General features: G+C 64.3%; 22 protein-coding genes. 9 read left to right on the forward strand and 13 right to left on the reverse strand.

The genetic code is table 11. From position 1 onward, the window contains the following. Positions 1-85 precede the first annotated feature (85 nt). A complete protein-coding gene (locus tag PCK14_RS02525; protein WP_269936874.1) occupies positions 86-784 on the forward strand; it encodes a GNAT family N-acetyltransferase in 699 nt (232 codons plus the stop codon). 164 nt (positions 785-948) lie between these two features. On the opposite strand, the gene PCK14_RS02530 is transcribed toward PCK14_RS02525, so the two are convergent. The 5 genes from PCK14_RS02530 to PCK14_RS02550 are packed head-to-tail and all read right to left on the reverse strand — an operon-like array spanning position 949 to position 3,879. After that, positions 949-1,623, reverse strand: a complete 675-nt coding sequence (locus PCK14_RS02530) for a GAP family protein (RefSeq protein WP_269936875.1) — start codon at positions 1,621-1,623, stop codon at positions 949-951. A gap of 44 nt (positions 1,624-1,667) precedes the next feature. Beyond that, on the reverse strand, positions 1,668-2,084 hold the full coding sequence (locus PCK14_RS02535) for a hypothetical protein (RefSeq protein ID WP_269936876.1): 417 nt from the start codon (positions 2,082-2,084) through the stop codon (positions 1,668-1,670). 59 nt (positions 2,085-2,143) lie between these two features. After that, entirely contained in the window at positions 2,144-2,476 is a 333-nt protein-coding gene (locus tag PCK14_RS02540; protein WP_269936877.1) for an SHOCT domain-containing protein, read from the reverse strand. Positions 2,477-2,489: 13 nt separating this feature from the next. Beyond that, positions 2,490-2,927, reverse strand: coding sequence for a DUF6325 family protein (locus PCK14_RS02545; RefSeq protein ID WP_269936878.1), 438 nt, complete (start codon positions 2,925-2,927; stop codon positions 2,490-2,492). Continuing rightward, a complete protein-coding gene (locus PCK14_RS02550) occupies positions 2,920-3,879 on the reverse strand; it encodes a DUF1214 domain-containing protein (RefSeq protein ID WP_269936879.1) in 960 nt (319 codons plus the stop codon). The genes PCK14_RS02545 and PCK14_RS02550 overlap by 8 nt, the downstream gene beginning before the upstream one ends. A 216-nt stretch (positions 3,880-4,095) precedes the next feature. On the opposite strand from PCK14_RS02550, the gene PCK14_RS02555 reads away from it, so the two are divergent. Next, positions 4,096-5,436, forward strand: coding sequence for a DUF1254 domain-containing protein (locus tag PCK14_RS02555; RefSeq protein ID WP_269936880.1), 1,341 nt, complete (start codon positions 4,096-4,098; stop codon positions 5,434-5,436). A gap of 4 nt (positions 5,437-5,440) precedes the next feature. Further along, positions 5,441-6,532, forward strand: a complete 1,092-nt coding sequence (locus PCK14_RS02560; protein WP_269936881.1) for an ATP-binding protein — start codon at positions 5,441-5,443, stop codon at positions 6,530-6,532. Between the two features lie 20 nt (positions 6,533-6,552). Here PCK14_RS02560 and PCK14_RS02565 read toward each other — a convergent pair whose 3' ends face one another. Together PCK14_RS02565 and PCK14_RS02570 are read right to left on the reverse strand one after the other, a co-directional pair. After that, the gene (locus PCK14_RS02565) at positions 6,553-9,165 is read right to left on the reverse strand and encodes a LuxR C-terminal-related transcriptional regulator (protein ID WP_269936882.1); all 2,613 of its coding nucleotides are present in this window, start codon (positions 9,163-9,165) and stop codon (positions 6,553-6,555) included. Positions 9,166-9,197: 32 nt separating this feature from the next. Further along, entirely contained in the window at positions 9,198-10,202 is a 1,005-nt protein-coding gene (locus PCK14_RS02570; RefSeq protein WP_269936883.1) for a formylglycine-generating enzyme family protein, read from the reverse strand. 196 nt (positions 10,203-10,398) lie between these two features. On the opposite strand from PCK14_RS02570, the gene PCK14_RS02575 reads away from it, so the two are divergent. From PCK14_RS02575 to PCK14_RS02600, 6 genes are all read left to right on the forward strand, one after another. Further along, a complete protein-coding gene (locus tag PCK14_RS02575) occupies positions 10,399-12,078 on the forward strand; it encodes a SulP family inorganic anion transporter (protein ID WP_269936884.1) in 1,680 nt (559 codons plus the stop codon). Further along, positions 12,075-12,797: a GAP family protein gene (locus tag PCK14_RS02580; protein WP_269936885.1), complete on the forward strand. Its 723-nt coding sequence runs from the start codon at positions 12,075-12,077 to the stop codon at positions 12,795-12,797. Before PCK14_RS02575 ends, PCK14_RS02580 begins: the two co-directional genes overlap by 4 nt. 2 nt (positions 12,798-12,799) lie before the next feature. Continuing rightward, positions 12,800-14,491 (forward strand): SulP family inorganic anion transporter, encoded by a 1,692-nt coding sequence (locus PCK14_RS02585; protein WP_269936886.1) that lies wholly within the window; start codon positions 12,800-12,802, stop codon positions 14,489-14,491. Positions 14,492-14,577: 86 nt separating this feature from the next. After that, a complete protein-coding gene (locus tag PCK14_RS02590) occupies positions 14,578-14,991 on the forward strand; it encodes a phage holin family protein (protein WP_269936887.1) in 414 nt (137 codons plus the stop codon). 179 nt (positions 14,992-15,170) lie between these two features. Then, the gene (locus PCK14_RS02595; protein WP_269936888.1) at positions 15,171-15,578 is read left to right on the forward strand and encodes an SHOCT domain-containing protein; all 408 of its coding nucleotides are present in this window, start codon (positions 15,171-15,173) and stop codon (positions 15,576-15,578) included. A gap of 164 nt (positions 15,579-15,742) precedes the next feature. Next, complete coding sequence (locus PCK14_RS02600) at positions 15,743-16,876, forward strand: AI-2E family transporter (RefSeq protein ID WP_269936889.1); 1,134 nt, start codon at positions 15,743-15,745, stop codon at positions 16,874-16,876. 360 nt (positions 16,877-17,236) lie between these two features. Here PCK14_RS02600 and pdxS read toward each other — a convergent pair whose 3' ends face one another. From pdxS to PCK14_RS02630, 6 genes are all read right to left on the reverse strand, one after another. Continuing rightward, positions 17,237-18,139 (reverse strand): pyridoxal 5'-phosphate synthase lyase subunit PdxS, encoded by a 903-nt coding sequence (pdxS, locus tag PCK14_RS02605; protein WP_269936890.1) that lies wholly within the window; start codon positions 18,137-18,139, stop codon positions 17,237-17,239. Between the two features lie 107 nt (positions 18,140-18,246). Then, complete coding sequence (gene pgsA / locus PCK14_RS02610) at positions 18,247-18,873, reverse strand: phosphatidylinositol phosphate synthase (protein ID WP_269936891.1); 627 nt, start codon at positions 18,871-18,873, stop codon at positions 18,247-18,249. Further along, positions 18,873-19,448, reverse strand: coding sequence for an HIT family protein (locus tag PCK14_RS02615; RefSeq protein ID WP_269936892.1), 576 nt, complete (start codon positions 19,446-19,448; stop codon positions 18,873-18,875). Before PCK14_RS02615 ends, pgsA begins: the two co-directional genes overlap by 1 nt. Continuing rightward, positions 19,445-21,472 carry a threonine--tRNA ligase gene (thrS, locus tag PCK14_RS02620; protein ID WP_269936893.1) on the reverse strand — a complete coding sequence of 676 codons (2,028 nt, stop codon included), beginning with the start codon at positions 21,470-21,472 and terminating at the stop codon, positions 19,445-19,447. The genes PCK14_RS02615 and thrS overlap by 4 nt, the downstream gene beginning before the upstream one ends. Further along, the gene (locus PCK14_RS02625; RefSeq protein ID WP_269936894.1) at positions 21,423-24,968 is read right to left on the reverse strand and encodes a DNA polymerase III subunit alpha; all 3,546 of its coding nucleotides are present in this window, start codon (positions 24,966-24,968) and stop codon (positions 21,423-21,425) included. Before PCK14_RS02625 ends, thrS begins: the two co-directional genes overlap by 50 nt. Then, on the reverse strand, positions 24,961-25,308 hold the full coding sequence (locus PCK14_RS02630) for a hypothetical protein (protein WP_269936895.1): 348 nt from the start codon (positions 25,306-25,308) through the stop codon (positions 24,961-24,963). Before PCK14_RS02630 ends, PCK14_RS02625 begins: the two co-directional genes overlap by 8 nt. Positions 25,309-25,436: the final 128 nt, after the last annotated feature.

The raw sequence follows: 25,436 nt of genomic DNA on the forward strand, positions 1-25,436 counted from the left end.
CACCCAACCAGGCACGACGGCGGAACCTGTGGATCCGCCGTCGTCCCTGGTTAAGCCCCACCCCACCACAACTGGAAGATTCACCATGGTCACCCTTGCCGATTGCCAACGTACGCAGCACGCCTGGTTCAGGGCGCTGGCGGAGGCGACCGGCGGCCGCGCATTCTCAACGCACCGGATGGACTGGGTGTGGCTGCCGGAGACGCGCGAAATGCTGTGCATGTTCCCCACCGAGATCACCGAGGCGGGACTTGCTCCGGCGCTGGCCGAGGCTGAGCGGCGCGGGGCGGCAATTGTGGGCGTGTGGATGAACGCCGCCGTGCGCGAGGGCGTGCTGCCGCAATTCCGCTTTGAGCGCGGCTGGCAGCCGTGGTGGATGACCCGGGCGCTGGACGTGGAATCGGTGGCCGCCGCGAGCGAGCACGCCGATGACAGGGTGGCGCTGACGGCGGTCAAGGCCGGGCAGGTGTGGCTGGCCACGGCCCGCAGCGGCGAGGAATGGGCCGGCCGGTCCTACGCGTACCTGCCGCCGGAGCAGGGTGGCAAGCACCTGGCCGGCATCTTTGACATGGTGGTGGCGCCCGAGCACCGCAGGACCGGGCTGGGCACCGCCCTGCTCAACCGACTCTCCGAGGAGGCGTTCAACGCCGGCGCCGAGCACCTGCTGCTCAACGCCACCCCCGACGGCCAGCGCCTGTACCGCACCGTCGGCTTCGAACTGATCGGCAAGGGCCAGACCTGGTGGTTCCACCCGCCGGCAGCACAAACCCTCCCTCAGATTTAGGGGCCCTGGGCCCAACGCTCCCTCACTTTTGGGGCAGTATTGCCAAACCCTGTCGCAGCAAACGCTGCTTTTTGGCCAACGCTTTCCCGCCAATGGCCTCAAACGGGTCGAGCCTGCCAAGATCAATTGATCTCGACAGGCTCGACCGCCGGGCTGCGTGAGAATCAGAAGCTGCCGATCCCCTTGCCCAGCAATTGCGCGCCGAGAACCAGCATGACCACCATCATGATGGTGGCGTTGTTGGCCGTGAGCCAGATCCGGATGTGGTCAAGCATGCCCGCGGCCTTCGCGGGCGCCACCAGGTAGATCACCACAGGTGCCAGCACGCTGAGCGCGGCAATGACAGTGAAGGCCACCACCGCCAACAACGCAGGCCCGGTGCCCAGTGCCGCATGGCCAATGGAGACTCCGGCGGCAGCAGCCACCAGCAGGTTCTTCGGGTTCACGGCCGCCAGCAGGAACGCCAGCCCAAGCGCCGAACCAGGATTCATCGTGTCAATGGCCGCCATCCATTTGGGCAGCTGTGCCACTTCACCCGGCTTGGGACGGGAACGCCACTGCTTCACGGCCAGCAACAACAGGGCCAGGCCGAACAGCATCTGAATGCTGCCCACAATGGGCTGTGTACCTGGATCGTCCGCTTTTTCGGGGATGACGCCGGCCAGCAGGGTGAAGACCCCGACAGCCACTGCAATGCCCGCCACCCAGCCTGTCAGAAACCCCAACCCGAGTGGTTTGGGCCGTGGCGACATCAGCATCAGGATCGTTGCGATGATCGGCACCGGGCTGATGGCAACGGTGACGGCAAAGGGGAGGATGTCCCCCAGGACTCCATTCATGGTCTCCCCCTATTTTTCTGCTGGCCAGGGACGGCGGGGCATGTTTAGCAAGTCAGCCCGGATTCAACCTTGTCCTGGGCTGCCTTTACATTGGCCAGGCTGTCTTCCAAGGCAACTTTTGCCTCCGGCACAGTCAGGTTGTCATCGAGTCCCGACACGGCATCGTCCAAGTCCTTCCATGCCGTTTCCAAGGCCTTGACCTGGTCCGAACCCACCTTGTCCAACTCCTTGTTCAAGTCCGTGTAGGCAGTTTTAACCGTGTCCCGGGCTGCCTTGATTTCGGCCAGGGTTGAGGAGGAGTCCAAGGAATTCTGGACACCGGCCACGGCGTCCACAAATGCCGTGTTGGCTTGGCAGGCGGACGCCTTGTTCTCCGACGGTGAGCTGCTGCACGCGCCCAGGGACAGGCCCAGGCTTGCGGCAAGGGAAACGGCTGTGATGATCTGGATGGATTTACGCATGGTGACTCCTGTTGATTGCTTGCTTGTACAAAAATGAGGTGTGCGGACTTGCGGCTTTTTTAGCCGCCCAGCAACTGGGCCTTGGCTCGTTCAAACTCGGCCGCGTCCAGCAGTCCCTGTTGCCTGAGTTCCCCCAATTGGGTCAGCTTCCCGACGATGTCGACGGGGGCGGCGGGGGCGGCCGGGGCGGCTTGAACGGGCGCCGGGGCAGCCTGGACCGGTGCCTGGACAGGTGGTGCCGGCGGATAGTCCTGGGCGTATGAGGCTGCCGCCCGTTCGTTCTGGCGCCTGGTTACTGCACCTCCCACGGCCGATGCCGTCCCGGCCACAACGGCTGTCCGCGCAGCCAGCCCCAGCAGGCCAGGCCTTCCAACTCTTCCAATGAAGGGCATGACCCCTCCCTTCCTATGCGTCGGCCTGGCCGAATTCGTTGATGAAGTTGTTGACGAGTGCTGCCGGTATCCGGGCAGATTCCGTGACCGTGCCGTTGGCGGCAGCCAGGTTGCGGGCCAGATCCGTGGCCCAGCTCAGTTCCAGTGCCACAAGTGCGACGCCGGCCCCGCCCGCCAAGTCCTGTGCGGCCTCTGTGGCGTCTTCTTCGCCCAGCAGGCCCGGCAGGGCCATGGTCAGGCCGGCTGCTGCTGCGTCACCGTCCGCCAGCTCTGAAATGCTGTACGAACCATCCGCCGCCCGGCTGGCCAGGACCATGTCCAGCAGCCGAACCGTGCCGGAGGCTTCAAGTTTCGCCAAGGAGTCCAGCACGCCGGGGCTGGGGGCAGCACCGGGGAATTCCACCGTGAAGATCTCCACGGGTCCGTAGTCAAAGTTTTCTCGCTCAGCCATGATTCACCGTTACTTCGCTGTTGATGGAGGGGAACTGCCAAGCGCCGTCGAGGACTTCGGCACGGGGTCGGTACAGCCGAACCAGGTAATTCCAGCCGTCCATGATCGGCAGTGCGTTGGGTTCGCCGGGCTCCCCGCCGAAGATCACTGTGATGCCGCCGTCGGCGTTGGGGGTTCCCGTGATGTTGTTGACGCTGTAGGCGCCGTCCGGGTTTTCTTCGAAGTAGCCTTCTGCGTTGTACAGCGAGATGGACCAGAATCCGTCCACGGGAACCTCGGCAATGTCCAGGGTGTACCGGCCCACGTCCAAGCCCGGCACCACGTTGAGGTAGCTGGCCTCCGCCTCGGGCAGTCCGCCCCAACCTGCCGCGGTACCGATCAGGTGGCGGATGGGGTCCACGTCCTGCTTCCTTCCGAAGCAGCCGTCCAGGCCGGCGAGCCCCTTGGCGAGCTCCAAAAGCGCGGCGCGGGTCGCGGTGACGGCTTCCTCGTCATAGGGCTCCAGCACAAATGGCCGGTTGCTTGCGCTCGAAAGCACCAATTGGTCCTGCAGGGCGTTGACCTGCGCCACGTCCTGCGGGTTCTCGGGGTCGACCAGGATGCGTGCGGCCACCATGACATAGTCGGTGCCGAACTCCGCCACGCTCAGGTGATGGCTGCCAGGGGTGTGAAAGACCCGGTTGATGAAGTGGTCCTGGTTGACCACCATGACGGAGACATAGCGGTTGCCGACGTCAGGAATGGTCAGTTCCGCACCTTCCGAGATGTCAACGACAGCTGCGCTGTAGAGGGTGTCCCGGTTCATCCGGATGATGGGCTGGTCTTCGACGGGAGTGGGAACCTTGCCGTGGCTCCATTCGCCCGTTCCGCCGGCCTGGTGCACGATCGCCGCAAACATGCGGTCGGATTCTGCCCTGGCAAAGTTTGCTGCGTTGACATGAATTTCAGTCATGGGGCTCAAGTGCCTTTCGCTAGTCAAAAAAGTAACAAGCTCAGCCTTGCCGGAATCCTGACACCGGTCATCATCATTGATTGATGATTTGGCCCCCCGGCAGCCCCCAACTTGATCAAATTCGTGGCCATGGGAACCGGCCTGTGGAACTCTCGGAAGAGGAAATTCCGCTCGGACTGTTCCCGCGCCTGACACAAGATAAGGATGAAAATCCCCATGAATTCTTTTGACTCTTCGGCCGTTCAAGCCGCCTACGCCTTGGGCATTCCCCTGGTGTTCAACCTCGACCAGGTGCTGCGGTACGTTGAAAGCGGTGTGGGTGCCAACCCCGCCGCCCCCTTCAATTCATTTAGCCACGCCCGCACGCTGGCCGGCCCCGCAGACACCTTTGTCTCCATCAACAACGACACCCTCTACTCCATGGCCCAGCTGGACCTGAGCGCCGGCCCCCTGCTGCTGGAGGTGCCCGACACGGCCGGACGCTACTACGTGCTGCAATTCGTGGACGCCTGGACCAACAACTTTGCCTACGTCGGCCAGCGCGCCACAGGCACCGGTGCGGGGAAATTCCTGATCGTCCCGCCAGGGTGGTCGGGCCAGGGACCCGAAGATGCAACGCTCATCCAGTCCCCCACACTTGTCGCCTCGATTGTGGGCCGTTGGGCGTGCGAGGGTGAGGCCGACCTTCCCGGGATTCACCGCCTCCAGGACGCCACGAAGCTGTCCGCGCTCGACGGCGGGTCCCCCGCTGCGGGCATCCCCTCGCCCGGTCCTGAGGTGCCCGACAAGCTGGTTTTTCTGGAGAAGCTCCGTTTGTGGTCCCAGGCATTCCCGCCAGCCCAGCGGGACCTTTCGGCACTGGACGCCTTGGCACCGCTGGGCATCACCGGCCAGGGCAACAGCCCGTATGCGGGGCTGGACGAGGGGCGCATCGGCGAATTGGCCCAGGCGTTGCAGGGTGCCCAGGACATGATCCTGGAATTCCTTCGCGGCGGCGGGGTTCCCATGGTCAACGGCTGGCAGCTGGCATACCACTCCTTTGACTACAACCTGGACTTCTTCGAGGTTGGAACGCTCAATGAACCGCTGTACACCGCCATGGATTCTGCCCAGCGCCCCATTCTGCGGGCAGCGGCCGCCATTGCCGGTCTCTGGGGAAACCACGCCTACGAGGCCGCCTACGCAGCTGTCTATGTCGACGCCGACGGCCAGCAACTCAACGGCCAGAACGACTATGTCTTGACGTTTGACCCAACCCCGCCGGTGGGTGCCTTCTGGTCCCTGACCATGTACTCGGTCCCCGACTTCTTCCTGGTGGAGAACCCGCTGGCCCGATACTCGGTGGGCGACCGAACCCCCGGCCTGGTCTACGGGGACGACGGTTCACTGCAAATCCACCTCGGCGCCACCGCCCCGAGTGATCCAGCGAAACTGGCCAATTGGCTGCCCGCACCTGAGGGTGATTTCCGTCCGCTCCTGCGCATGTATGTGCCGGATGCAGCCGTGATCGACGGCGGCTACCAGATCCCCGCCATCCACCGAATCGCAAAGGACTAACTCCATGGAAACACTGAGAATCGGAAGCAGCATCGATGCCCCGGGCGAAGCCGTGCAAATCCGTGCGGACAAGTTCAACCGGCACACCTTTTGGTGCGGCCAAAGCGGTTCCGGCAAAACCTACGCCTTGGGCGTGGTCCTGGAACAGCTGCTCCTGCACACCGAACTGCCGCTGCTGATCCTGGATCCGAATGCTGACTTTGTCCGCTTGAACGAGACCCGCCAGGGTGCCAATGCCGAGGAGGCGAAGCGGCTTTCGGCCATCCCCATGCGGATCCTGAACTCCACCAATCCTGGCGGTGAGCGGCTCCATGCCCGCTACACCGACCTGTCCGTGGAGTCCAAGGCGGCCGTGCTCAGCCTGGACCCCATTGCCGACGCCGACGAGTACAACGAGCTGCTGCACTTCGACCTGAACCCCACCACCTTCGATGCCGCAACCATGCTGCAAGAATTCCGTGACTCCGGCAATCCGGCCCAGGTCAAGCTGGCCAACCGGGTGGAAAACCTTCGCCCGCTGGGCTGGGAGCTGTGGTCGTACGGCGGTGATTCCGTCAACGACGTGGTGGACACCAGGCCACGGGCCACAGTCATGGACCTGGGCGGATTCACTGCCCCGGCGGCACCCAAGGTGGCTGCCTTGGCCGTGCTGGAACACCTGTGGGCGACCCGCCATGACCGCAAACCCATCCTCATTGTGATTGATGAGGCTCACAACGTCTGCTCCCCGCACCCGGCAACTGCCGTGGAGAAGGCCCTGACGGAACAATTGGTCCAGATCGCGGCAGAGGGCAGAAAGTTTGGCCTGTGGCTGTTTCTTTCAACCCAGCGGCCCACCAAGATCCACCCCAATGTGCTCTCCCAGTGCGACAACCTGGGTCTCATGCGCATCAACGCACCCCGTGACCTGGCGGAGCTGGGCGAAGTGTTCGGCTTCGTTCCCGAGGAAATGCTGGCGCAGGCCAAGGACTTCGGACTGGGCCAGGCGCTGATGGCGGGCGGCTTTGCCGGCGCCCCCACCCTGGTGCAGATGCGGGACCGGGTGACAGCCGAGGGTGGCTCGGACGTCTTGGTACCCATGATGGCGGGCGCCTGAACTGCCGGGCGAGGGCACGCTCAGGGGCGAAGCCGGATGGCGTCCCTGCGCGTGCTCACACCCAATTTTCGGTAGATGGAGCGCTGGTGGGTCCGCACCGTGTTGACGGAGACAAATAGCGTGGCGGCAATTTCCTCGGCCGTCATGGTGGTGCGCAGGAAGCCAAAGACCTCCTGCTCCCGCTTGGAAAGCTGTGTTCCCAACATGGCTTGCCTGGAGATGTTGTCAGGGCCCTGGGCAAGCCTTGCGGCAAGGAATCCTTCATGTGCAGTTCCCCAGGCCGCGTGCTCGGTAAGAAGCTGGACCAGGGCGTCATCGCCTCCGGCGAAGGGCCGCACAATGGATTCCTTCATGGCAAGGTCCAGGGCCTTTTCCAGCTGGCGGTGCGCAGCATCCCCCTCCCCCCTCCCCCTTGAAATCACGGCGGAGGTAATGAGGGCACTGACGGATACATAAGAAGTCATGGCGGTTGAAGAAATGCCGCCGAGCATCTGCAGCGCATCGGCCGGGCGCCCCGCAAGCCGGGCGAGTTCCGCGGCAAGTGCCAGGCACACCGGGACATGGGCAACATCCCGGATATCCCGGACCATCTCAAATGCGGCATCGGGCTCCCCCGAAGCCGCACGCAGGCTGGCCGCGGCAATGAGCCCATAGATGGGCCATGGAACCCCGTGCTGGTGGGACTGGCTAACGCCATCCAGACGGGATTCGGCTGCGCGGATATCGCTCGCATCACCTGTGTCGGCGGCACAGAAGGCCAGGAAGACCCTGGCCAGGGCCGTGTAGGAGGCCTGGTGTCCACCCTGCGCCACCATGTCCAGGAAGGTCTGGTTCGCCTCGGGCAGCCTTCCTTGCCAATAATCGGCGAAACCTCGGGCAAAGTGCTCAATGGCGCCGTCATAGTGGTTCCATTCCAGAACCGTGGCATCCTGTCCGGGCACCTCATACTTGGCCATGAGCGCACGTGCCGAGGAAAAGTACCCGCCGAAGCTCAATGCCAGCATCAAGTTGGCACGGGCTCGTTGGGCGAGGGTGTGCAGCCCGGAATTCTCGGCCTGGTCCAGGGCCGAGCGGAGCATGCGCACTGCGGCGGCCGGATTGCGCCGGAGCCGCAGTTCCGTCCACCCCAGGAAGAACATGGCGAAGGCATTTGTCACCGGGTTGCCCTGCAGCTCGGCGCTATGCTCCCGGGCCGAGTCCACGGCGATGGCGAGTGCACCGGCGTCGTTCTCTGTGAAAAGCGTGGCAAAGGCCAGGGTGGCGCGGACTTGGTGCGGCACCACGTCCATGGCGGACAATGCTCCGCGGGCCTGCAAACGCAAAAGGGTGGAACCCGGGGCATCGCCCAAGAGGTCAAGGCATGCCGAGCGTATCAGCAGGATTTCAGGGTTCAAGGCAACGTCACCGGGGAGCTGCAACAATATGTCGTTGAGCTCTGCGGCACCGGATTCAATCACGATCCGCAGCCATTGCTCCCGCAGAATTCCCATCAGCGCCTCGGCATCCCCGGCCAGCAGTGCATGGGACATGGCGTCCATGGGGAACAACCGGGCCAGTGCCTGGGCTGCAATGGCATTGAGCCGGCGCCGCCGGCCACTGTCCGTGCGGTCCAGGATCTGCTGGCATTGGGTGGAAAATTCCTGGCGCCACTTGTAGACGGTCCGATGTTCCCCGCTCTCATAGCGGTCAAGGAAGATTCCTTGGTTGGCGCATTCTTCCAGCAGTGCCGAGCTGTTTCCCGCTCCCGTCAGGAGGTGCGCCAATGTCGCGTCCAGCCGCAGGCAGGTTGTGCCGGCCAGGACAAATTCAGCCAATTCCGGTCTCATTTGGCCCAGGATGGACGTTGCCACGAATTCGGTCAGCACGGAATGGCCAACGGGCCCGGTACCTCCGGAACCTGGCGAGCCAGCAACAATTTCCAGCTGAACTGCTATGGGCCAGCCACCGTTTTCATTGTGGAGTGAATGCGCGGCCTCCTCCGACAGCGCAATGCCTGCCCGGTGGAAGTCCTCCACGATCTCCGCCACCGTCAGGGACAATTCTGCCGGCCCCAGGCGGGTGGCAATTCCACGCGCCAGCATCCGGTTAAAGGACTGGTTCAGCTCGGCGGTGCCCGCCAGCACAAAGCGGAGACGGTTTTGGCAGTGGTCGGTGAGCGTCTGCAGCAAGGCGCTGGACAGGGTGGAACCGCCCAGGTGTGCGTCGTCCACAACCATGACAATGGGCTCGTCCAGCTCCAGCAGACGGCTGGCCACGAGCTCAAGGGTTGCCTGCGTTCCCTGGTCATCAGGAAATATTCGGGACAGCAGGTGTGCATCGTTCGCGCCAAGCCGGGGTGCCAGGCGATGAAGGGAACTGATGATCCCGCCCAGAAGGGACTCTTCATTTTCGCCGATGTGCCGGCTCAGGCTGAGCCAGGCAACACGCCGTCCCTCGGCCACGGCCCAGGTGGACAGCAAAGCGGTTTTTGCGTAGCCGGATGGAGCGGACAGCAACGTCAGTGGGTACAGGTCCACCGACTCGTCAATGAGCCGCAGCAGCCGTTCCCTTGACCTTGCCGGGCCGCCATTGTTCGGCGGCGATACCAGAAACCAGGGCAGCGGTTTCCATTGTGCAATTTCTCGTGTCCCCATGCAGGGGATTCTATCGTCACCCGCGGCTACTTTTAGGGACCATTGGGGCGCAAGTGCCAACCGGGGTCATGACGTCCCTCGACGTCCGGATCGACCCCAGCCGTCCGGACGCAACGGAAGCCTGTGTCCGATGAAGCAGAGTCTTCAGCCCTCCCCATGCGGGCCGCGGGCCGGTAGCTCAGGCTGTGTTCGGGTGCGGAAAGATGCGATCCGCCCTTGAGAACACGCCGCGGGATGCCGTCCGCACCTTCGGAGCTGCCGACCCGGGACGGAACAGCCACGGGAGATTCGTAGGGGGCAATCCCCGCGGCCGCCGCATGGGAGCTGGTGTACAGATCGTCGGTCCATTCCCACACGTTGCCAATGCTGTCGTACAGCTCGAATCCGTTGGGCGGAAACATCCCCACGGGGGACGTGCCAAACCATCCGTCGGAGCTCGAGTTCAGGTAGGGGAACCGGCCGTGCCAGGTATTGGCCAACGCCACCCCGTCCGGATCACGCTCCCGCCCCCAGCTGTAGGGCAGGGGCGCGTGCCCGCCGCTGGCTGCCCATTCGTACTCCGCTTCGGTGGGCAGCCGGGCCCCGATCCACTGTGCGTAGGCCAGGGCATCAGGGTAGGCGATGTGGACAACCGGGTGCTCATCCAGCCCCAACAAGGCACTGCCGGGCCCCAGGGGATGCCGCCAGTTGGCCCCGGGCACCCAGGACCACCAGCTCCGCCAGTCCCTCAGGTCCACCGGGCCGTCGGGTGGGGTGAACACCAATGATCCTGGATCCAGTTCTTCGATTCCCCGCAGTGGAAAATCCTGCCGGTCCAATCCCCGCTCTGCCAGGGTCACGTAGCCGGTGGCAGCGGCAAACGCCGCATACTGGGCGTTCGTGACAGGTGTCCGGGACATGTCAAAGGCCTCGACGGCGCGCTGGTGCTGGGGCCGTTCATCGGGATAAAAGTCCCACGACCCCATCAGAAAACGGCCAGGGGGAATCCTTACCCAGTCGGCCAGGGATTCCTGCATGGCAGGTTTCCTTCCGTTCATGTTGTATCTCCTTTGCGGATTTCCTTATCCATCCTGCTGTGGCTTCACCAAACATCAATCATCAGCAACTGATGATTTGCGCTCCCGGTTGTTCCTTCCCGAGGTCAGATCCCCGAATGTATTAGCAGGTGCAGGACCGGATGGCGGCTGCTGCACAGTCATTTTCAGGACCACCGGACGGACAGGCACAGAACAGATGCAGCGACCATTCACAGGCCTTACGCGGGACAACGTCGCGCGGGAGGCGACGGCCGGGGTCACCCTTTTGGCCATCTCGGTCCCACTGAACATTGGCTATGCCCAGATCGCCGGACTTCCGGCCAGTGCCGGACTCTACGCCCTGATCGTCCCGACCCTGATCTATGCGGTGCTGGTTTCTTCCCGGCAGGTTGTGGCCTCCCCCGACGCAGCCGCCGCAGCCCTGGTGTTTTCCTCACTCGTGGGGCTGGGCGTGGCTCCGGACAACTTTGTGCTCATGGCCGGGGCCCAGGCGATCCTGAGCGGGCTGCTCTTCTTTGCCGCATCGTTCCTGAAGCTCGGCTTTATTGCCAATTTCCTCTCCAAGCCCATCCTGGTGGGTTTTGTGGGTGGCCTCGCCTTGGAGATCATGGTCAGCCAGGCTGCCAAGATGTTGGGCGTCAAGATCAATTCCGGCGGAGAATTCCTGGAAAAGTTGTGGGAGCTGCTCACCGGTCTGGGCGGCTTGAACGTCTTTGCCGTCGCGCTCAGTGCCGGGTCCCTGTTGGTGCTGCTGCTGGGCCGCAGGTTCCTTCCCTCCTTTCCATGGGCCCTGGCTGTCCTGGTCCTGGCGACTGTGGCCACGGTGGTTTTTGCCTTGGAAACCCGCGGCGTGTCCGTGCTTGGTGAGGTGCCGGCCGGGCCGCCGCAATTCAGGGTTCCCCGCCTGGACCTGGCCGGTTGGCTCTCCCTCATTCCCTCAGCGCTGGCGCTCACCATGGTCACTGTGGCCGAGGGGCTTCTGGTGATCCGCGCCTACGGCGAAAAGAACGGTTATGAAACCCGGCCCAACCAGGACCTGTTCGCCTTTGGCGCCGCCAATGTGGCCGCGGGCCTGTCCTCGTCATTCGCGGTGGGTTCCTCCACTTCCCGCACGGCCGCCGTAGACCAGGCCGGTTCCCGCACGCAGTTGCCCAGTGTTGTTTTGGCGGCTGGCACCACCCTGCTGCTGCTCTTCGGCACGGCCCTGCTTGCGCAAATCCCCTCCCCTGCCATTGGCGCAGTGGTTGCCGTTGCCGTGTTCAAGCTGTTGGGGCTGGATGAGCTGCGCGAACTCTGGCGCCTTTCCCGCGTGGAGTTCGCCATCGGTGCGGCTTGTTTTGCCGGCGTGCTGCTGGTGGGGCCGCTGGGCGGGTTGTTCCTGGCCTTTGTTCTGTCACTGGTGAACCTGGCCCGCAGGGCCGCCAATCCGGCCATCGATGTGCTCTCGGGCGGGGATGACCCCTCGGTGTCCCTCCTGGAGAGCAACGACGGCGCCCCACTCACCGCACCGGGCGTGGCCGTGGTGCGGATCGCAGCACCCATCTTCTTCGCCAATGGCTCGGTCCTGGCGGACCACATCAAGGCGATGACGCAGGCCACGGAAGGCGAGCTTGACGTCGTCGTGCTCGATGTGGAGGCAGTCAGCGACATTGATTTGACCGGCGCCGAAGCCGTGCATGGCATCATCACCGCACTCAACAGGCAAGGGATTGACTTCGCCTACACCCGGATGCGGCCCAGCCTGCGCGGGCAGCTGGAAAGCTTTGGGCTGTTGGCAGGCACTCGGGAATTTGCCACAAATCGCGAAGCCGTGGCAGTTCTTGCCCGCACTGGAGCTGTTTCCACTGACCTGACGAACGGAGCAGAAAAGCCATGATTGACCTTTCCTGGGAGTTGCTCCCTGCCCTCTTGGGGATAGTCGCCAGCCCCCTGGCCGTGATGGCCCTGATCGCGGTGCTGCTGTCAAAAAACGCCCGTGTGAACGGCGTGCTGTACCTGGCCGGCTGGACGTGCGCGGTCATCATTGCCGTGGGTGGCGGCTACTGGCTGTTTGGCTGGCTTGACGTTGCCCCGGAGCATGACCCGCCACCGTGGATTCCTCCCCTGCGGCTTGTGGCGGGCCTGCTGGTGGGCACCGGGGCCGTTTTCACCTACCGGCGCTCCCGTGCCAAGCTCGCCGCCATGGCCGGCGCCACCACGCCGGAGGAAGTGGCTGCCGCGGCGCCCCAGCTACCGGGCTGGCTGCAGGCCGTGGCATCTTTCACGGGGCCCCGCTCATTTGCGCTGGGGCTGGGGATCTTTCTCTTGAACCCGGTCAACCTCTCCTGCGCACTCATTGCGGCGCTGGACATCAGGCTGGCGGCGCTGTCAGCGGGAACTTCCACAGGGTTCATGATTGCCTTCATGGCGTTGAGCATTGTCCCCATGTCGGTTCCGGTGCTGCTGACACTGGCCAAGGGTGAAAAGGCCGGCCCGGTGTTGGAGACGCTGCGCGCCTGGATAGCAAAGAACAACGGCACGCTCAGCACGGTGTTCCTGTCCCTGCTGGCCTTTGGCCAGATCCAGAAGTCGCTGGCGGCAATTCCGTGGCTCTAGGCATGGCTCCGCTGCGCAAATACTTGACGCGGTTTGGCAACAGGGGCACAGCCAAGGCGGATGTGAAGGCTGGCCTGGTTCTTGGCATTGAGAGTGTCCCGGACGGTTTGGCGGCAGGCCTCCTCGCCGGGGTCAACCCGGTGCACGGTCTCTACGGCTACCTGCTGGGCACCGTGGGAGGTGCCCTCGCCACGGGTTCGGCATTCATGAGTGTCCAAGCCACCGGGGCCATGTCAGTCATCATCTCCGACATCCCGGAGACCCAAGACGCCCAGCAGTCCGCCACCGCCCTGGCAACCCTGGCATTGCTCACCGGCCTGATCATGTTGGGGCTGGGGCTGGCCAAGTTGGGCTCCCTTGTGCGGTTCATTCCCACGGCGGTCCTGATGGGCTTTGTCAATGCCGTCGCCATCAACATCATCCTGGGCCAGCTGGACAACCTGACAGGCTATGACGGACAGGGCGAGAACCGCATCTTGCGGGCCGCTGACACCGTGCTTCACATCTTCGAGATCAATCCGGCTGCCCTGGCCGTGGGCCTGGTGACCGTTGGGCTCATCCTGCTGCTGGAACGCACCCGCCTCGGCGCCATGTCCATGGTGGTGGCCGTGATTGCCGGCTCCGGGCTGGCCGCGCTGCTGAACTCCCCGGTGCTGGAGGCCACGGTGGCCCTCCTGGGCGATGTTGCACAGGTGCCCAACTCGCTCCCGGCCCTGGCGCTTCCCACCTTGGAGTTGGTGCCGGTTCTCATTGTCCCTTCACTCGCCTTGGCACTGGTGGGGCTGGTCCAGGGATCCGCCATCAGCAGCTCGGTTCCCAACCCTGACGGGCGCTACCCCGATGCCTCGGCAGATTTCCGGGGCCAGGGCGTAGCCAACCTGGCCGCGGGACTGTTTCAAGGCATGCCGGTCGGCGGTTCCATGTCCGCAACATCCCTTGTCCGTGCAGCCGGCGCCAAGACGGCACTGGCCAACCTGGTGGCCGGCGCTGTCATGGCCGTGTGCATCTTTGCCCTCGCTCCAGCCATTGGATTCATGGCCATGCCGGCGCTGGCGGGACTGCTGATCCTGGTGGGTTTCAGGACCTTGAAAATCCACGATTTCCTTATGGTGTGGCGTACAGGGCCCATCCAGGCAACCGTTGCCACCGTCACCTTCACGCTGACGCTGATCATTCCGCTGCAGTATGCGGTGCTGTCCGGCGTCGGACTGGCCGTCATCCTGCACATTGCCCGCATGTCCAACAGAATCGTGGTGAAGCGTTGGGAATACACTGCCGGGACTGCACTGCCGCGCGAAACTGAGCCGCCCCGGAAACTGGGCAACAACCAGCTGGTCATCCTGGTTCCCTACGGGAGCTTGTTCTTCGCAGCCTCCCCCATTTTTGAACAACAACTGCCACAGGTGCCTGCCGAGTGCAAGGGAACCGCAGTCATCATTCGGCTGCGCGGAAAAGATGAACTTGGCGCCACCTTTATCAAGGCAATGGAACGATACTCACAGGCCTTGGCTGCGGCCGGGGGCACCTTGATGCTGGCCGGGGTGGGGACCAAGGTGCACGGCCAGCTGTCGGCAACCGGCAGCCTCGGCATTCTGGGCAACGACCGGGTCTTCCCTGCCCAGGAACAGGTGGGATTGGCGCTCCAACTCGCCGTGGAGGCGGCTGAAAGGTGGCGGTCTGGACTGGAGCCCTAAATGCGACACCACCAATAGTGGATGATTTATGCCCCCGGGCGAGGCAATCCGTAGCCAGCGTGAAACAGATTTTCTAGGCTCACCCCATGATCATTTTTCTCATTCGTGCAGCCATTTACATTGGCACCGCTGCACTGGGCCTGCTCGTTGCTTCATGGGTATTGGCAGATTTCAATCTCCAGATGAGTGGCTTCCTCATAGCCGTCCTGGTGTTTGCCGCCACCCATTCAATCCTTTCGCCGTTCATTTTCAGGATTACCAACCGCTATGCCCCCGTGGCCTTGGGTGGCATCGGCCTCTTGTCCACACTCGCCGCACTCGTGGTGGCAAGCCTTTTCCCAGAGGGCCTGCAAATCTCCAGTGCAACGGCCTGGGTTCTGGCACCCGTCATTGTTTGGATCACCACCACCCTGGGTGCCTGGCTGCTGCCCATGATCTTCCTGAAGAAGCGCCTTGCCACCAGGGCGGCGCAGAAGAGCGCGCGGCTGGCCCAGCAGTAGAAGTGGCATGCATGTGCAGGAATCCGGGCCCAGTCATCAACCATTGGTGAAAATGTCCGGCCTGCGCTCAGATTGCTGTCACGCCTTGGAACGCCAACCAATAATTGTCACTACAGCACAGGCTGAATTCGTTGAACCCGGTCCGTCGATACGGCCGGAATACCAAATGGGAGTACATCATGGATTTTTGGTCGTCATTCTGGAACATCATTCTTGTCTTTCTTTCAGCCGTGGTCTTCCTCGGCTACCTCATTGCCCTTTTTTCCATCGTCACCGACTTGTTCCGTGACCGTAAGCTCAATGGCTGGCTCAAGGCCGTGTGGCTGTTGGCGCTGGTCCTGATCCCGCTGCTGACCTCCCTGGTCTACTTGATCGTCCGCGGCCAGGGCATGGCCGAACGGGGATACCGCGAAACACTGGCAAACCAGACTGCGGCGGAGGACTACATCCGCACCGTCGCGCAGGCAAGCCCCAGCGACGAGATCGCCAAGGCCAAGGCCCTCTTTGACGCCGGCACCATCAACGCCGATGAATACGAAGCCATCAAGGGCCACGCTTTGGGCACCACCAAGGTTGCCGTTTCCTAAGGCGGAAACACATCAATCAGAGCCGCCCAGGGCAGCCTGGGACCGAGTGGGCAGGGGCGCTGGAGACCGGCGCCCCTGCCCATCGGCTGCCAGCTCACGCATCCTGTCACGGCGAACAGGGCATTGGGTTGCATGGGTGAATTGGATATTTTAGGAGTGAAGCAGTGAGCAGCAAAATACCCAGGACTGCTGTGCCCCCGGCCAGTTCCTCGGGCACCAATGTCCTGATCGGCCTGGCCGCTGCCGTCATCGTCCTGATTGGCTTCAACAGGATTTCCGGGATTGTGGGGCCGGTGTTCCTTGCCCTGGTGCTGATAATTTGCGTCCAACCAGTCAAACAACGGCTGCTGGCCCGAGGGGTTCCGCCCTTGCTGGCGGGCATGTCCACCGTCTTGTCTGTGTACGCGATGGTTGCTGCACTGGTGGCATCGCTGTGGATATCCGCCGTCCAATTCACCAATCTAATTCCGCAGTTTTCGCCCCAGATCAATGAGTTCAGCGAAAACCTGCGAGTTTTCCTGCATGAGAGCCTCGGCATCGGCGAGGAACAAGTTCGCACCATTGTCGACTCGATCGACCTGCGGGCCGTCTTTGAAACCGTGGCTGACCTGCTCGGTGGTGCCTTGAATGTGGGCTCAGGCATGGTTTTTCTCTTGTTGCTGGTCATGTTCATGAGCATCGACGCCACATATTTCCCCACTATCCTGGCCGAGGTAAAGAAGAACCGGGCGCCACTGGTTGAAGCCTTGGGAAGCTTTGCCCGCATGTCACGTTCCTTCATGACCATGACCACCATTTTCGGTGCCGTCGTCGCAGTCCTGAACCTGTTGCTGCTGCTTGTCCTGGGTGTGCCTGGAGCCGGGTTGTGGGCATTGCTGTCGTTCGTTTGCGGATTTATCCCCTACATCGGTTTCTGGATTTCACTGGTTCCTGCGGCCATCATGGCCCTACTGGCCGGCGGACTGCCCACGTTCGTCGCTGTGGTGGCGTTCTACGGTGTGATCAATACCTTGATCCAGTCAGCGATCCAGCCAAAGTTCATCTCCGGCTCGGTCAATTTGAACATGACCCTGACATTCCTGTCCGTCATGTTTTGGTCGTTCCTGCTGGGCCCGCTCGGCGCCCTCATGGCCGTGCCGCTTTCATTGTTTGCGCGGGCCATCCTGGTTGACGCACATCCGCAGTCAGCATGGCTGCGGCCCTTTACAGGTGACATCAGCGCCTCCAAGGCGACGATGGCCGCCCAACGTGCCAAAGCAAGGGCCAAGATGTCCACAGCGACGCGGCATCACCTTTGACGTGTTTTCAGGCAACGCTGCACCAGCAAATGCCGGTTTCGAGGCAATGCTGCACCACCATTGACGTTTTCGCCATCCAGCCTCAACGGCTGGAGGGGCGGGCAGCTTTTGGACAAATCAAAGGCCGGGCCAGGCAAACCGAAGTTTCGCCTGGCCCGGCCGATGCCGCGTTCCCGAAAAACTCACCAAAGGTGATGCCGCGTTCCCGAAAAACTCACCAAAGGTGATGCGGCGTCGCGCAAAAACCTGCAATAGGTGATGCGGCGTCGAGCCCGGCAAGATCAGGAGATCTCGACAGGTTCGATCACCGTGAGACAGGCTCGATCACCGTGAGGCAGGCTCGATCACCGAAAGCGGGTGTTACCAGCCGCGCTCGGCCAGGCGGTGCGGCTCGGGGATGTCGGCGACGTTGATGCCGACCATGGCCTCGCCCAGGCCGCGGGAGACGTCCGCGATGACCTTGGCGTCGTCGAAGAACGTGGTGGCCTTGACCACGGCTGCGGCGCGCTGTGCCGGGTTGCCGGACTTGAAGATGCCCGAGCCGACGAACACGCCGTCGGCGCCCAGCTGCATCATCATGGCGGCGTCGGCCGGGGTGGCGATGCCGCCGGCGGTGAACAGGACCACGGGGAGCTTGCCGGCTTCGGCAACTTCCTTGACCAGTTCGTACGGGGCCTGCAGTTCCTTGGCGGCCACGTACAGCTCATCCTTGGGCAGTGCTGCCAGCTGTGCGATCTGGGTGCGGATCTTGCGCATGTGGCCCGTGGCGTTGGAGACATCGCCCGTGCCGGCCTCGCCCTTGGAGCGGATCATGGCGGCACCTTCGTTGATGCGGCGCAGGGCCTCGCCCAGGTTCGTGGCACCGCAGACGAAGGGAACCTTGAAGTTCCACTTGTCGATGTGGTGCTCGTAGTCGGCCGGGGTCAGGACCTCGGACTCATCCACGTAGTCGACGCCGAGGGATTCCAGAACCTGGGCCTCAACGAAGTGGCCGATGCGGGCCTTGGCCATGACGGGGATGGACACGGCGGCAATGATGGCGTCGATCATGTCCGGGTCGCTGGCGCGGGACACGCCGCCCTGGGCGCGGATGTCGGCGGGAACGCGTTCCAGCGCCATGACGGCCACTGCACCGGCGTCTTCGGCGATCTTGGCCTGCTCAACGTTGACAACGTCCATGATGACGCCGCCCTTGAGCATGTCGGCCATGCCGCGCTTGACCCTGCTGCTGCCGGTCACCGGTGTTACTTCAGCTGTAGACACAAAAAACCCCTCTGGGAAGGAACAATATTCTTGGGAGCCCGCAAACGTGATCCGTCGCACGGGCAGCCTCAGTCTATTCCGGGGCCCAGAGGGGAGAAAAACAGGTGTTACTGTCCGTTGTTGGAGCCCTGTCCCAGTGCCTGGCGGCGCACCGTGCCGACCCGCTGGAACACGGTGACGAGGCTGGCCGCGGCCAGCAGGACAAGCACGACGGCGAGCACGGCTTCCGGGATGCCCAGGCCCACCAGCCCGGTCGCCACAAGCACCACCACGAGCCGGTCGGAGCGCTCGGCAATGCCCACGTTGGCGGTCATGCCCAGGCCCTCGGCGCGGGCCTTGGCGTAGGAGACGATGGAGCCCAGGACCAGGCAGGTCAGCGCCATGGCCGCAATGAAGTGGTTGTCGCCGCCCGTGTAGAACCAGATGACAATGCCGGCGAACACGGCGCCGTCGCCCACCCGGTCAAGGGTGGAGTCCAGGAACGCTCCCCAGGGGCCGGAGCGGCCCAGCATGCGGGCCATGAGCCCGTCGACGATGTCGGAGAACACGAAGACTGTGATGACCACGGTGCCCCAGAAAAGCTGGCCCTGCGGGTAGCCCACCAGGGCGCCCGCCGCGACGCCCAGGGTGCCCACTATGGTGACGGCGTCGGGGGAAACCTTCAGGCGCACCAGCAGCGCGGCAACGGGGGTGAAGATGGCGGCGAATAGCGCCCGAGCGTATTTGTTCAGCATCAGCTGCCCTGTCCGGCGTCGGCCCAGGCGGCGGCGACCTGCTGGCGCACGTCCGCGAGGGTTTGGGTGATGGCCTTGGTGCCGGCGATGATGGGCATGAAGTTCCCGTCCCCGCCCCAGCGCGGCACCACATGCTGGTGCAGGTGCGAGGCAATGCCTGCCCCTCCGGTCACGCCCTGGTTCATGCCCAGGTTGAATCCGGAGGGGTTGGCAACCTGCCGCAGCACGCGCATGGCCTGCTGCGAGAGGGCGGCAAACTCCGCCGTCTCCTCCAGCGTCAGGTCCGTGTAGTCCGGCACGTGCCGGTACGGGCACACCAGCAGGTGGCCCGGGTTGTACGGGTACAGGTTCAGGACCACATAGGCGAGCTTGCCGCGGTGGACGATGAGGGAATCCTCGTCGCTGCGGTTCGGCGCCTCACAGAAAGGGCAGTTGTCCTTGCCCTTGAACTGGTCCTGCCCGCCCTTTACATAGGCGAGCCGGTGGGGCGTCCACAGGCGCTGAAAGGCATCAGGAACCCCGGGGAGTTCAAAATCGTCCACAACGGGTCCGGGCGCCCCACCAAGTTCACTCACGCCGTGCGGTTCCGCACGGCCTCAACGATGCGGCGAACTGCCTCTTCAACGGGCACGCCGTTGTCCTGGCTGCCGTCGCGGAAGCGGAAGGACACCGCATTGGCATCGGCGTCGTCCCCGCCGGCGATCAGCACGAACGGGATCTTGTCCTTGCTGGCGGTGCGGATCTTCTTGGGGAAGCGGTCGCTGGAGATGTCCACCTCGGCACGGATGCCGGCCTTCTTCAGCTGCGCGACGACGTCGAACATGTAGTCGTTGAACGCCTCGGCCACGGGGATGGCCACCACCTGGACGGGTGAGAGCCAGGCCGGGAAGGCGCCGGCGTAGTGTTCGGTCAGCACGCCCATGAAGCGTTCCACGGAGCCGAACAGGGCACGGTGGATCATGACGGGGCGCTGGCGCGTGCCATCGGCTGCCTGGTACTCAAGCTCGAAGCGCTCGGGCAGGTTGAAGTCCAGCTGGATGGTGGACATCTGCCAGGTGCGGCCCAGGGCGTCCTTGGCCTGCACGGAGATCTTGGGGCCGTAGAACGCGGCTCCACCGGGGTCGGCAACAAGTTCCAGGCCGGAGGCCTCGGCAACCTCGGCCAGCGTGCGCGTGGCTTCTTCCCAGACGTCGTCGTCGCCGACGAACTTCTCCTCGTTCTTCGTGGAGAGCTCCAGGTAGAAGTCCTCCAGTCCGTAGTCCTTGAGCAGGGACAGGACAAAGTTCAGCGTTTCGGTGAGCTCGTCCTTCATCTGCTCCTTGGTGCAGTAGATGTGGGCGTCGTCCTGTGTCATGCCGCGCACGCGCGTCAGGCCGTGCACCACGCCTGACTTCTCGTAGCGGTACACCGAGCCGAATTCGAACAGGCGCAGCGGCAGTTCGCGGTAGGAGCGGCCGCGGGAGCGGAAAATCAGGTTGTGCATGGGGCAGTTCATGGGCTTGAGGAAGTAGTCCTGGCCGGGCTTGCGCACCGTGCCGTCCTCGTTCAGCTCGGCATCAACGTGCATGGGCGGGAACATGCCGTCGCGGTACCAGTCAAGGTGGCCGGAGACCTCGTAGAGGTGGCCCTTGGTGATGTGCGGGGTGTACACGAACTCGTAGCCGGCCTCGACGTGGCGCTTGCGCGAGTAGTCCTCCATCTCCTTGCGGATGATGCCGCCCTTGGGGTGGAACACCGGCAGGCCGGAGCCCAGCTCGTCGGGGAAGGAGAACAGGTCCAGTTCCACGCCAAGCTTGCGGTGGTCGCGGCGCTCGGCCTCGGCGATGCGCTCCTGGTAGGCCTTGAGGGCTTCCTTGGTGGGCCAGGCCGTGCCGTAGATGCGCTGCAGCTGCTGGTTGTTCTGGTTGCCCAGCCAGTAGGCGGCGGAGGTGCGCGTCAGGGCGAAGGCGTTGGAGATGAGCTTGGTGTTCTGCAGGTGCGGGCCGCGGCACAGATCGCACCACACCTCTTCGCCGCTCTTGCGGTCGATGTTGGAGTAGATGGTGATCTCGCCGGCGCCGACCTCGACGTTCACGCCTTCTGCGGAGTCGCCGTCGTTCTTCTTGCCCAGCAGCTCCAGCTTGTAGGGCTCGTTGGCCATGGCAACGCGGGCCTCGTCCTCGGAGACGACGCGGCGGGCGAACTTCTGGTTCTGGTTGACGATCTTGAGCATCATCTTCTCAAGCGTCTTCAGGTCTTCAGGCGTGAAGGGCTCGGCCACGTCGAAGTCGAAGTAGAAGCCGTCGGTGATGTACGGGCCGATGCCGAGCTTGGCGTCGGGGCGCAGCTGCTGCACGGCCTGGGCCATGACGTGGGCGGTGGAGTGGCGCAGCACGTCCAGGCCGTCGGGGGAATCGATCGTGACGGCCTCAACGGAGGCGCCCTCTTCCAGGACGGCCGCGAGGTCCTTCAGCGCGCCGTCAACGCGCATGACAACAACGTCGCGGCGCTCAAAGAACAGCTCCGCACCCGTGGTGCCTGTGGCCACCGCAGTCGTCTCGCCGTCGACATTAATGGTGATCTGTGAATCCACTGGCACTGGTAACTCCTTGTTTGTCATGTACGGCCCCATATCCAAGCAACATACGGGGGTTGCTGTGGGCCTCTTCGATGGTATCGGTTTGGCGCGGCCCCAACCAACCCGGCGGGGCTCCCGCCGGCACCGGCAGCGAGGCCGTGTCCTGCAGGTCCCACGCCTCCAGTGCCTGGACAGTGATCCCGCGCGGCCCGGTGCGCCGCGTCAGCCCCCGGATCAGCAGCATGCGGGTGCCAAAAAGCAGCGGCCCGGACTTCTCCTGCGCCTCGGTGAAGAAGGTGGTGTCAACGCAGCCCGTGCCGTCGTCGACGCTGATGAACACCACACGCTTGCCGCCGCGCATGGGCGGTGTCTGGGTGGCCACCCGAACCCCGGCCACCAGCACCTCGGTGTTGTTGCGCAGGCCCAGGAGCGCGCTGGCACGGCTGACCCCCATCGAATCCAGCAGCGGCGCATAGCTTTCCATGAGGTGGCCGCTGACGTCCAGGGCCAGCAGGTCCAGCTCGGTGGCCACGGTCTCGGCCAGGCCCGCCGCGGGATGCCCGGCTGCGAGCGCGCCGAGTTCCACATCCTCCATGGGCAGGGCCAGCTGCCCTGTTATGGGTTCACCGCGCCTCCCCGACTTGTGCACGGGCAGGGAGTTGACGTGGGCCACGAGGTCGGCGCGGTTGGCGGTGCTTCCCGTGCGGCCCTTGGCCTGGTTGTGCAGCGAGTCAAGGGCACCGAGCTGGGCCAGGCGCTTGAGCGAGGGCCGGCTGAGCCTGGCCCTGTCCCGGAGATCGGCAAGGGAGGTGTAGGGCTGCCCGGCCAGGATGCGCTTGAGCTCCGTGCCGGAGAGCCCGTACACGCCGGCCAGGCTCAGCCTGACCCCGGTGGCCCCGGTTTCCGTCCGTTCGGCCAGGTATTCGCCGCGGCTGGCGTTGATGTCCAGGGGCAGGATGGGGATGCCCATGCGCCTTGCCTCGGCGACGAGCAGCCGGCGCGGGTACATGCCGGGGTCGTGCTCCCACAGCCCGGCCATGAACTCCGCCGGATGGTGCGCCTTCAGCCAGGCCGACTGGTAGGTGGGCACGGCAAAGGCCGCGCCGTGGGCCTTGCAGAAGCCAAAGCTGCCAAACGCGGCCAGGACCGCCCACACCTCCTCAATGACGGCGGCACTGTAGCCCTTGCCGGCAGCCTTGTCCCTGAAGGCCTTCTCCACCGCCGGTTCCACGGCGGGGTTGCCCAGTGCGCGGCGGAATTCATCGGCGCGGGACAGGGTGCAGCCCGTCATGGTGGCGAAGGTGCGCAGCACCTGTTCGTGGAACACCGTGACCCCATGTGTTTCGGCCAGCACGGGGACAAGGTCCGGGTGCGGGTAGTGCGGCCGGGCAAAGCCTGCCCGGCTCTCCAGGTACGGCTTGACCATGTTGGATTTCATGGGGCCGGGTCGGAACAGGGAGATGTCAATGACGAGGTCGCTGAACACCTCAGGGGCCATCTTGCCCACGAGCTCGCGCTGGCCGGGCGACTCGATCTGGAAGCAGCCCAGCGTGTGGGTGCTGCGGATCAGCTCAAAGGTGGGTTCGTCGTCGAGCGGGACGGCGTCAAGGTCAATGGCGCCGCCATCCCCAATGAAGGGCGCGTCCGGGGCGTGGCCGCCCTGGGCAGCCACAGCCTCCCTGGACGGGTGCAGCCTGATGACCTCCCGCACGGCATGCGCCATGGCGCTTTGCATGCGCACACCCAGGACGTCGAGCTTGAGCATGCCCATGGCGTCCATGTCGTGCTTGTCGAACTGGCTCATGGGCAGGCCCATGCCGCTGGGCTGGACGGGGGTGCGGGCCAACAGGGAGGAGTCACCCAGGATGACCCCGCACGGGTGCATGGAAATGTGCCGGGGCAGCCTGTCCAGCCGTTCCGTCAAATCCACCAGCATGTCCAGCTGCCCGCCGTGGCCGTGACCTCCGTGATCGCCGGGATCGCCGGGGCCATCCACCCCCCGGGAGGCCCGCACCTGGGCGGCGAAGTCGCGGAGTTCGGGCTTTTCCTCCAGGGCCTCCCGGAAGGAGCTGGCGGAGAAGCGCCACAGCTGCTTGGCGATCTGGTCGATCTCGTCCCGGTCCATGCCCAGCGCCAGCCCGGCGTCCCGGACGGCGCCGCGGGCGCGGTAGCTGTTCTGCATGCTCATGAGCGTCACCCGCTTGGCGCCGAAGCGCTCAAAGATGCGCCGGTACACGTTGTGCCGCTGCGCGCTCTCCACGTCCAGGTCAATGTCCGGCAGGGTGGAGCGGTCCCTGGACAGGAAGCGCTCAAAGAGGAGGTCGTTGGCGATGGGGTCCACGGCGCTGATGCCCAGCAGGTAGTTGACCAGCGAGGACGCCCCGGATCCCCTGGCCGCACGGCGCACCCCCATGCCGGCGATCATGTCCGAGACTTCCGCCACCGTGAGGAAGTAGGAGTCGAAGCCCAGCCCGCCGATCGTGTCCAGCTCCACCTCCAGCCGGGTGCGCACCTTCTCCAGTGCGTCGCCGCGCAGGGATCCAAAGCGCCGGTTCAGGCCGGCCTCGGTGCGCTGGCGCAGCTCGACACCGGCGGGGTGCACAAGCCCCAGCACGTCAAGCTCGGGAGTCCTTGGCTGCTTCCAGCCCAAATCCGCCACGGGGTCGATCCGGCACTTGTCCGCCAGCTGCGCCGTGTTGGCCCACAGCCTGGCAAGCTCGGCGCTGCCGTATCCGCCCTGGTGCACAACTTCATGCGCCACCGCCTCCATGGCTGCCGCACCCTTGAGCCAGGCCTGCCCCGTGGGCTGGAGGTCCTCCAGCTGGTCCAGGGGCGCAATGTTGCGGGCCGCGTCCAGGACATCGGCCGTTGCCGCGTCCTCCTCGCGGCTGTACCGCACGGCATTGCTCAGCACGGCGGGCACATCGAACTCCTGTGCGAGCTTGAGCATGCGCACGGCGTGGACTGTGCTCAACGGGGCGCCGGGCGTGCTCAGGTGGCTGACCACCTCAACCACCAGTGAGCCTTCCGGCATGGCATTGCGCCATTGCCGCAGGCGGGTGCGCGGCAGCAGGTAGCGCCGCCCGCCCAGCGCCCGGCCCACGGGAGAATAGGGGCCCAGCAGCACCGTGAGCGCCACCTTCCCGGTCTCCGGGTCAAGCACTGCGGCGGCCATCTCCTCCAGCGTCACCCCCACCCGGCTCCGGGCGTGCGCAGTGGAGACGAGGCGGCACAGTGCCGCGTAGCCGGCCGCGGGTGCCGGGAAGCTGCTGCCGTGGGCCAGGACCACCACCCGGCCGGTCGTTTCCAGCCCGTCCGGGCCTTCCTCCACAATGGCCAGGTCAACGCCCACGATGGGGTCGATCCCGGCGTCCATGCAGGCCTTGACGTGCTTGACCATCCCATACAGGCCATCCCTGTCCGTGACGGCCAGGGCGTCCCCGTCCACGGCCGCCGCCTGTGCCAGCTCCCCCGGCCACGACACGCCAAAGTGCGCACTGTAGGCCGAAGAACTATGCAAATGGACAAAGTTAGGCACTGTCCTGCTCCTTAAAGACATCATCGACGGCGTCATGGATCTTGATGACACGCCAGCTCCCGCCGGGTCGTTGCTGCACCACATCAAGGGTGAGGCAGCCGCCGTCGTCCGCAAGGCCATGCGGATCTTCCTTGCGCACCTGCAGCCGCCAGATCCGGGTGTCCACCATGCCCACGCCCTCCCCCGGGGGCATGCGGGTTTCCCGCTCCCACCAGGGCCGGCGCTCGTACCAGCACAGCGGTTCGTCGCAAACGCTCCAGCACCCACCACGCCACCACAGCCGCACGGGGGTTCCGCCGGGAGGGCACTCGACGGTGATGCCTTCCGTGAAGATTCCCATGCGCGCCCCGTCCCCATTCGGCAGCCCGCGCCGCGCAGCCACTAGGCACTGCGTTCCGAATGATACTGTTGTATTAGTACATATATTCTAATAAATTTAAGTGTACGCTCAACCTCACATGGATAGAA

Source organism: Arthrobacter sp. HY1533 (genome assembly GCF_027568515.1).
In the GTDB taxonomy this organism is placed as follows: Bacteria; Actinomycetota; Actinomycetes; order Actinomycetales; family Micrococcaceae; genus Specibacter.

What these genes read in the sequence shown, in the direction of transcription:
- PCK14_RS02525 (WP_269936874.1), top strand. Translation starts at nt 86, where the DNA reads ATGGTCACCCTTGCCGATTGCCAACGTACGCAGCACGCCTGGTTCAGG.
- PCK14_RS02530 (WP_269936875.1), bottom strand. Translation starts at nt 1,623, where the DNA reads ATGAATGGAGTCCTGGGGGACATCCTCCCCTTTGCCGTCACCGTTGCC.
- PCK14_RS02535 (WP_269936876.1), bottom strand. Translation starts at nt 2,084, where the DNA reads ATGCGTAAATCCATCCAGATCATCACAGCCGTTTCCCTTGCCGCAAGC.
- PCK14_RS02540 (WP_269936877.1), bottom strand. Translation starts at nt 2,476, where the DNA reads ATGCCCTTCATTGGAAGAGTTGGAAGGCCTGGCCTGCTGGGGCTGGCT.
- PCK14_RS02545 (WP_269936878.1), bottom strand. Translation starts at nt 2,927, where the DNA reads ATGGCTGAGCGAGAAAACTTTGACTACGGACCCGTGGAGATCTTCACG.
- PCK14_RS02550 (WP_269936879.1), bottom strand. Translation starts at nt 3,879, where the DNA reads ATGACTGAAATTCATGTCAACGCAGCAAACTTTGCCAGGGCAGAATCC.
- PCK14_RS02555 (WP_269936880.1), top strand. Translation starts at nt 4,096, where the DNA reads ATGAATTCTTTTGACTCTTCGGCCGTTCAAGCCGCCTACGCCTTGGGC.
- PCK14_RS02560 (WP_269936881.1), top strand. Translation starts at nt 5,441, where the DNA reads ATGGAAACACTGAGAATCGGAAGCAGCATCGATGCCCCGGGCGAAGCC.
- PCK14_RS02565 (WP_269936882.1), bottom strand. Translation starts at nt 9,165, where the DNA reads ATGGGGACACGAGAAATTGCACAATGGAAACCGCTGCCCTGGTTTCTG.
- PCK14_RS02570 (WP_269936883.1), bottom strand. Translation starts at nt 10,202, where the DNA reads ATGAACGGAAGGAAACCTGCCATGCAGGAATCCCTGGCCGACTGGGTA.
- PCK14_RS02575 (WP_269936884.1), top strand. Translation starts at nt 10,399, where the DNA reads ATGCAGCGACCATTCACAGGCCTTACGCGGGACAACGTCGCGCGGGAG.
- PCK14_RS02580 (WP_269936885.1), top strand. Translation starts at nt 12,075, where the DNA reads ATGATTGACCTTTCCTGGGAGTTGCTCCCTGCCCTCTTGGGGATAGTC.
- PCK14_RS02585 (WP_269936886.1), top strand. Translation starts at nt 12,800, where the DNA reads ATGGCTCCGCTGCGCAAATACTTGACGCGGTTTGGCAACAGGGGCACA.
- PCK14_RS02590 (WP_269936887.1), top strand. Translation starts at nt 14,578, where the DNA reads ATGATCATTTTTCTCATTCGTGCAGCCATTTACATTGGCACCGCTGCA.
- PCK14_RS02595 (WP_269936888.1), top strand. Translation starts at nt 15,171, where the DNA reads ATGGATTTTTGGTCGTCATTCTGGAACATCATTCTTGTCTTTCTTTCA.
- pgsA (WP_269936891.1), bottom strand. Translation starts at nt 18,873, where the DNA reads ATGCTGAACAAATACGCTCGGGCGCTATTCGCCGCCATCTTCACCCCC.
- thrS (WP_269936893.1), bottom strand. Translation starts at nt 21,472, where the DNA reads ATGACAAACAAGGAGTTACCAGTGCCAGTGGATTCACAGATCACCATT.
- PCK14_RS02630 (WP_269936895.1), bottom strand. Translation starts at nt 25,308, where the DNA reads ATGGGAATCTTCACGGAAGGCATCACCGTCGAGTGCCCTCCCGGCGGA.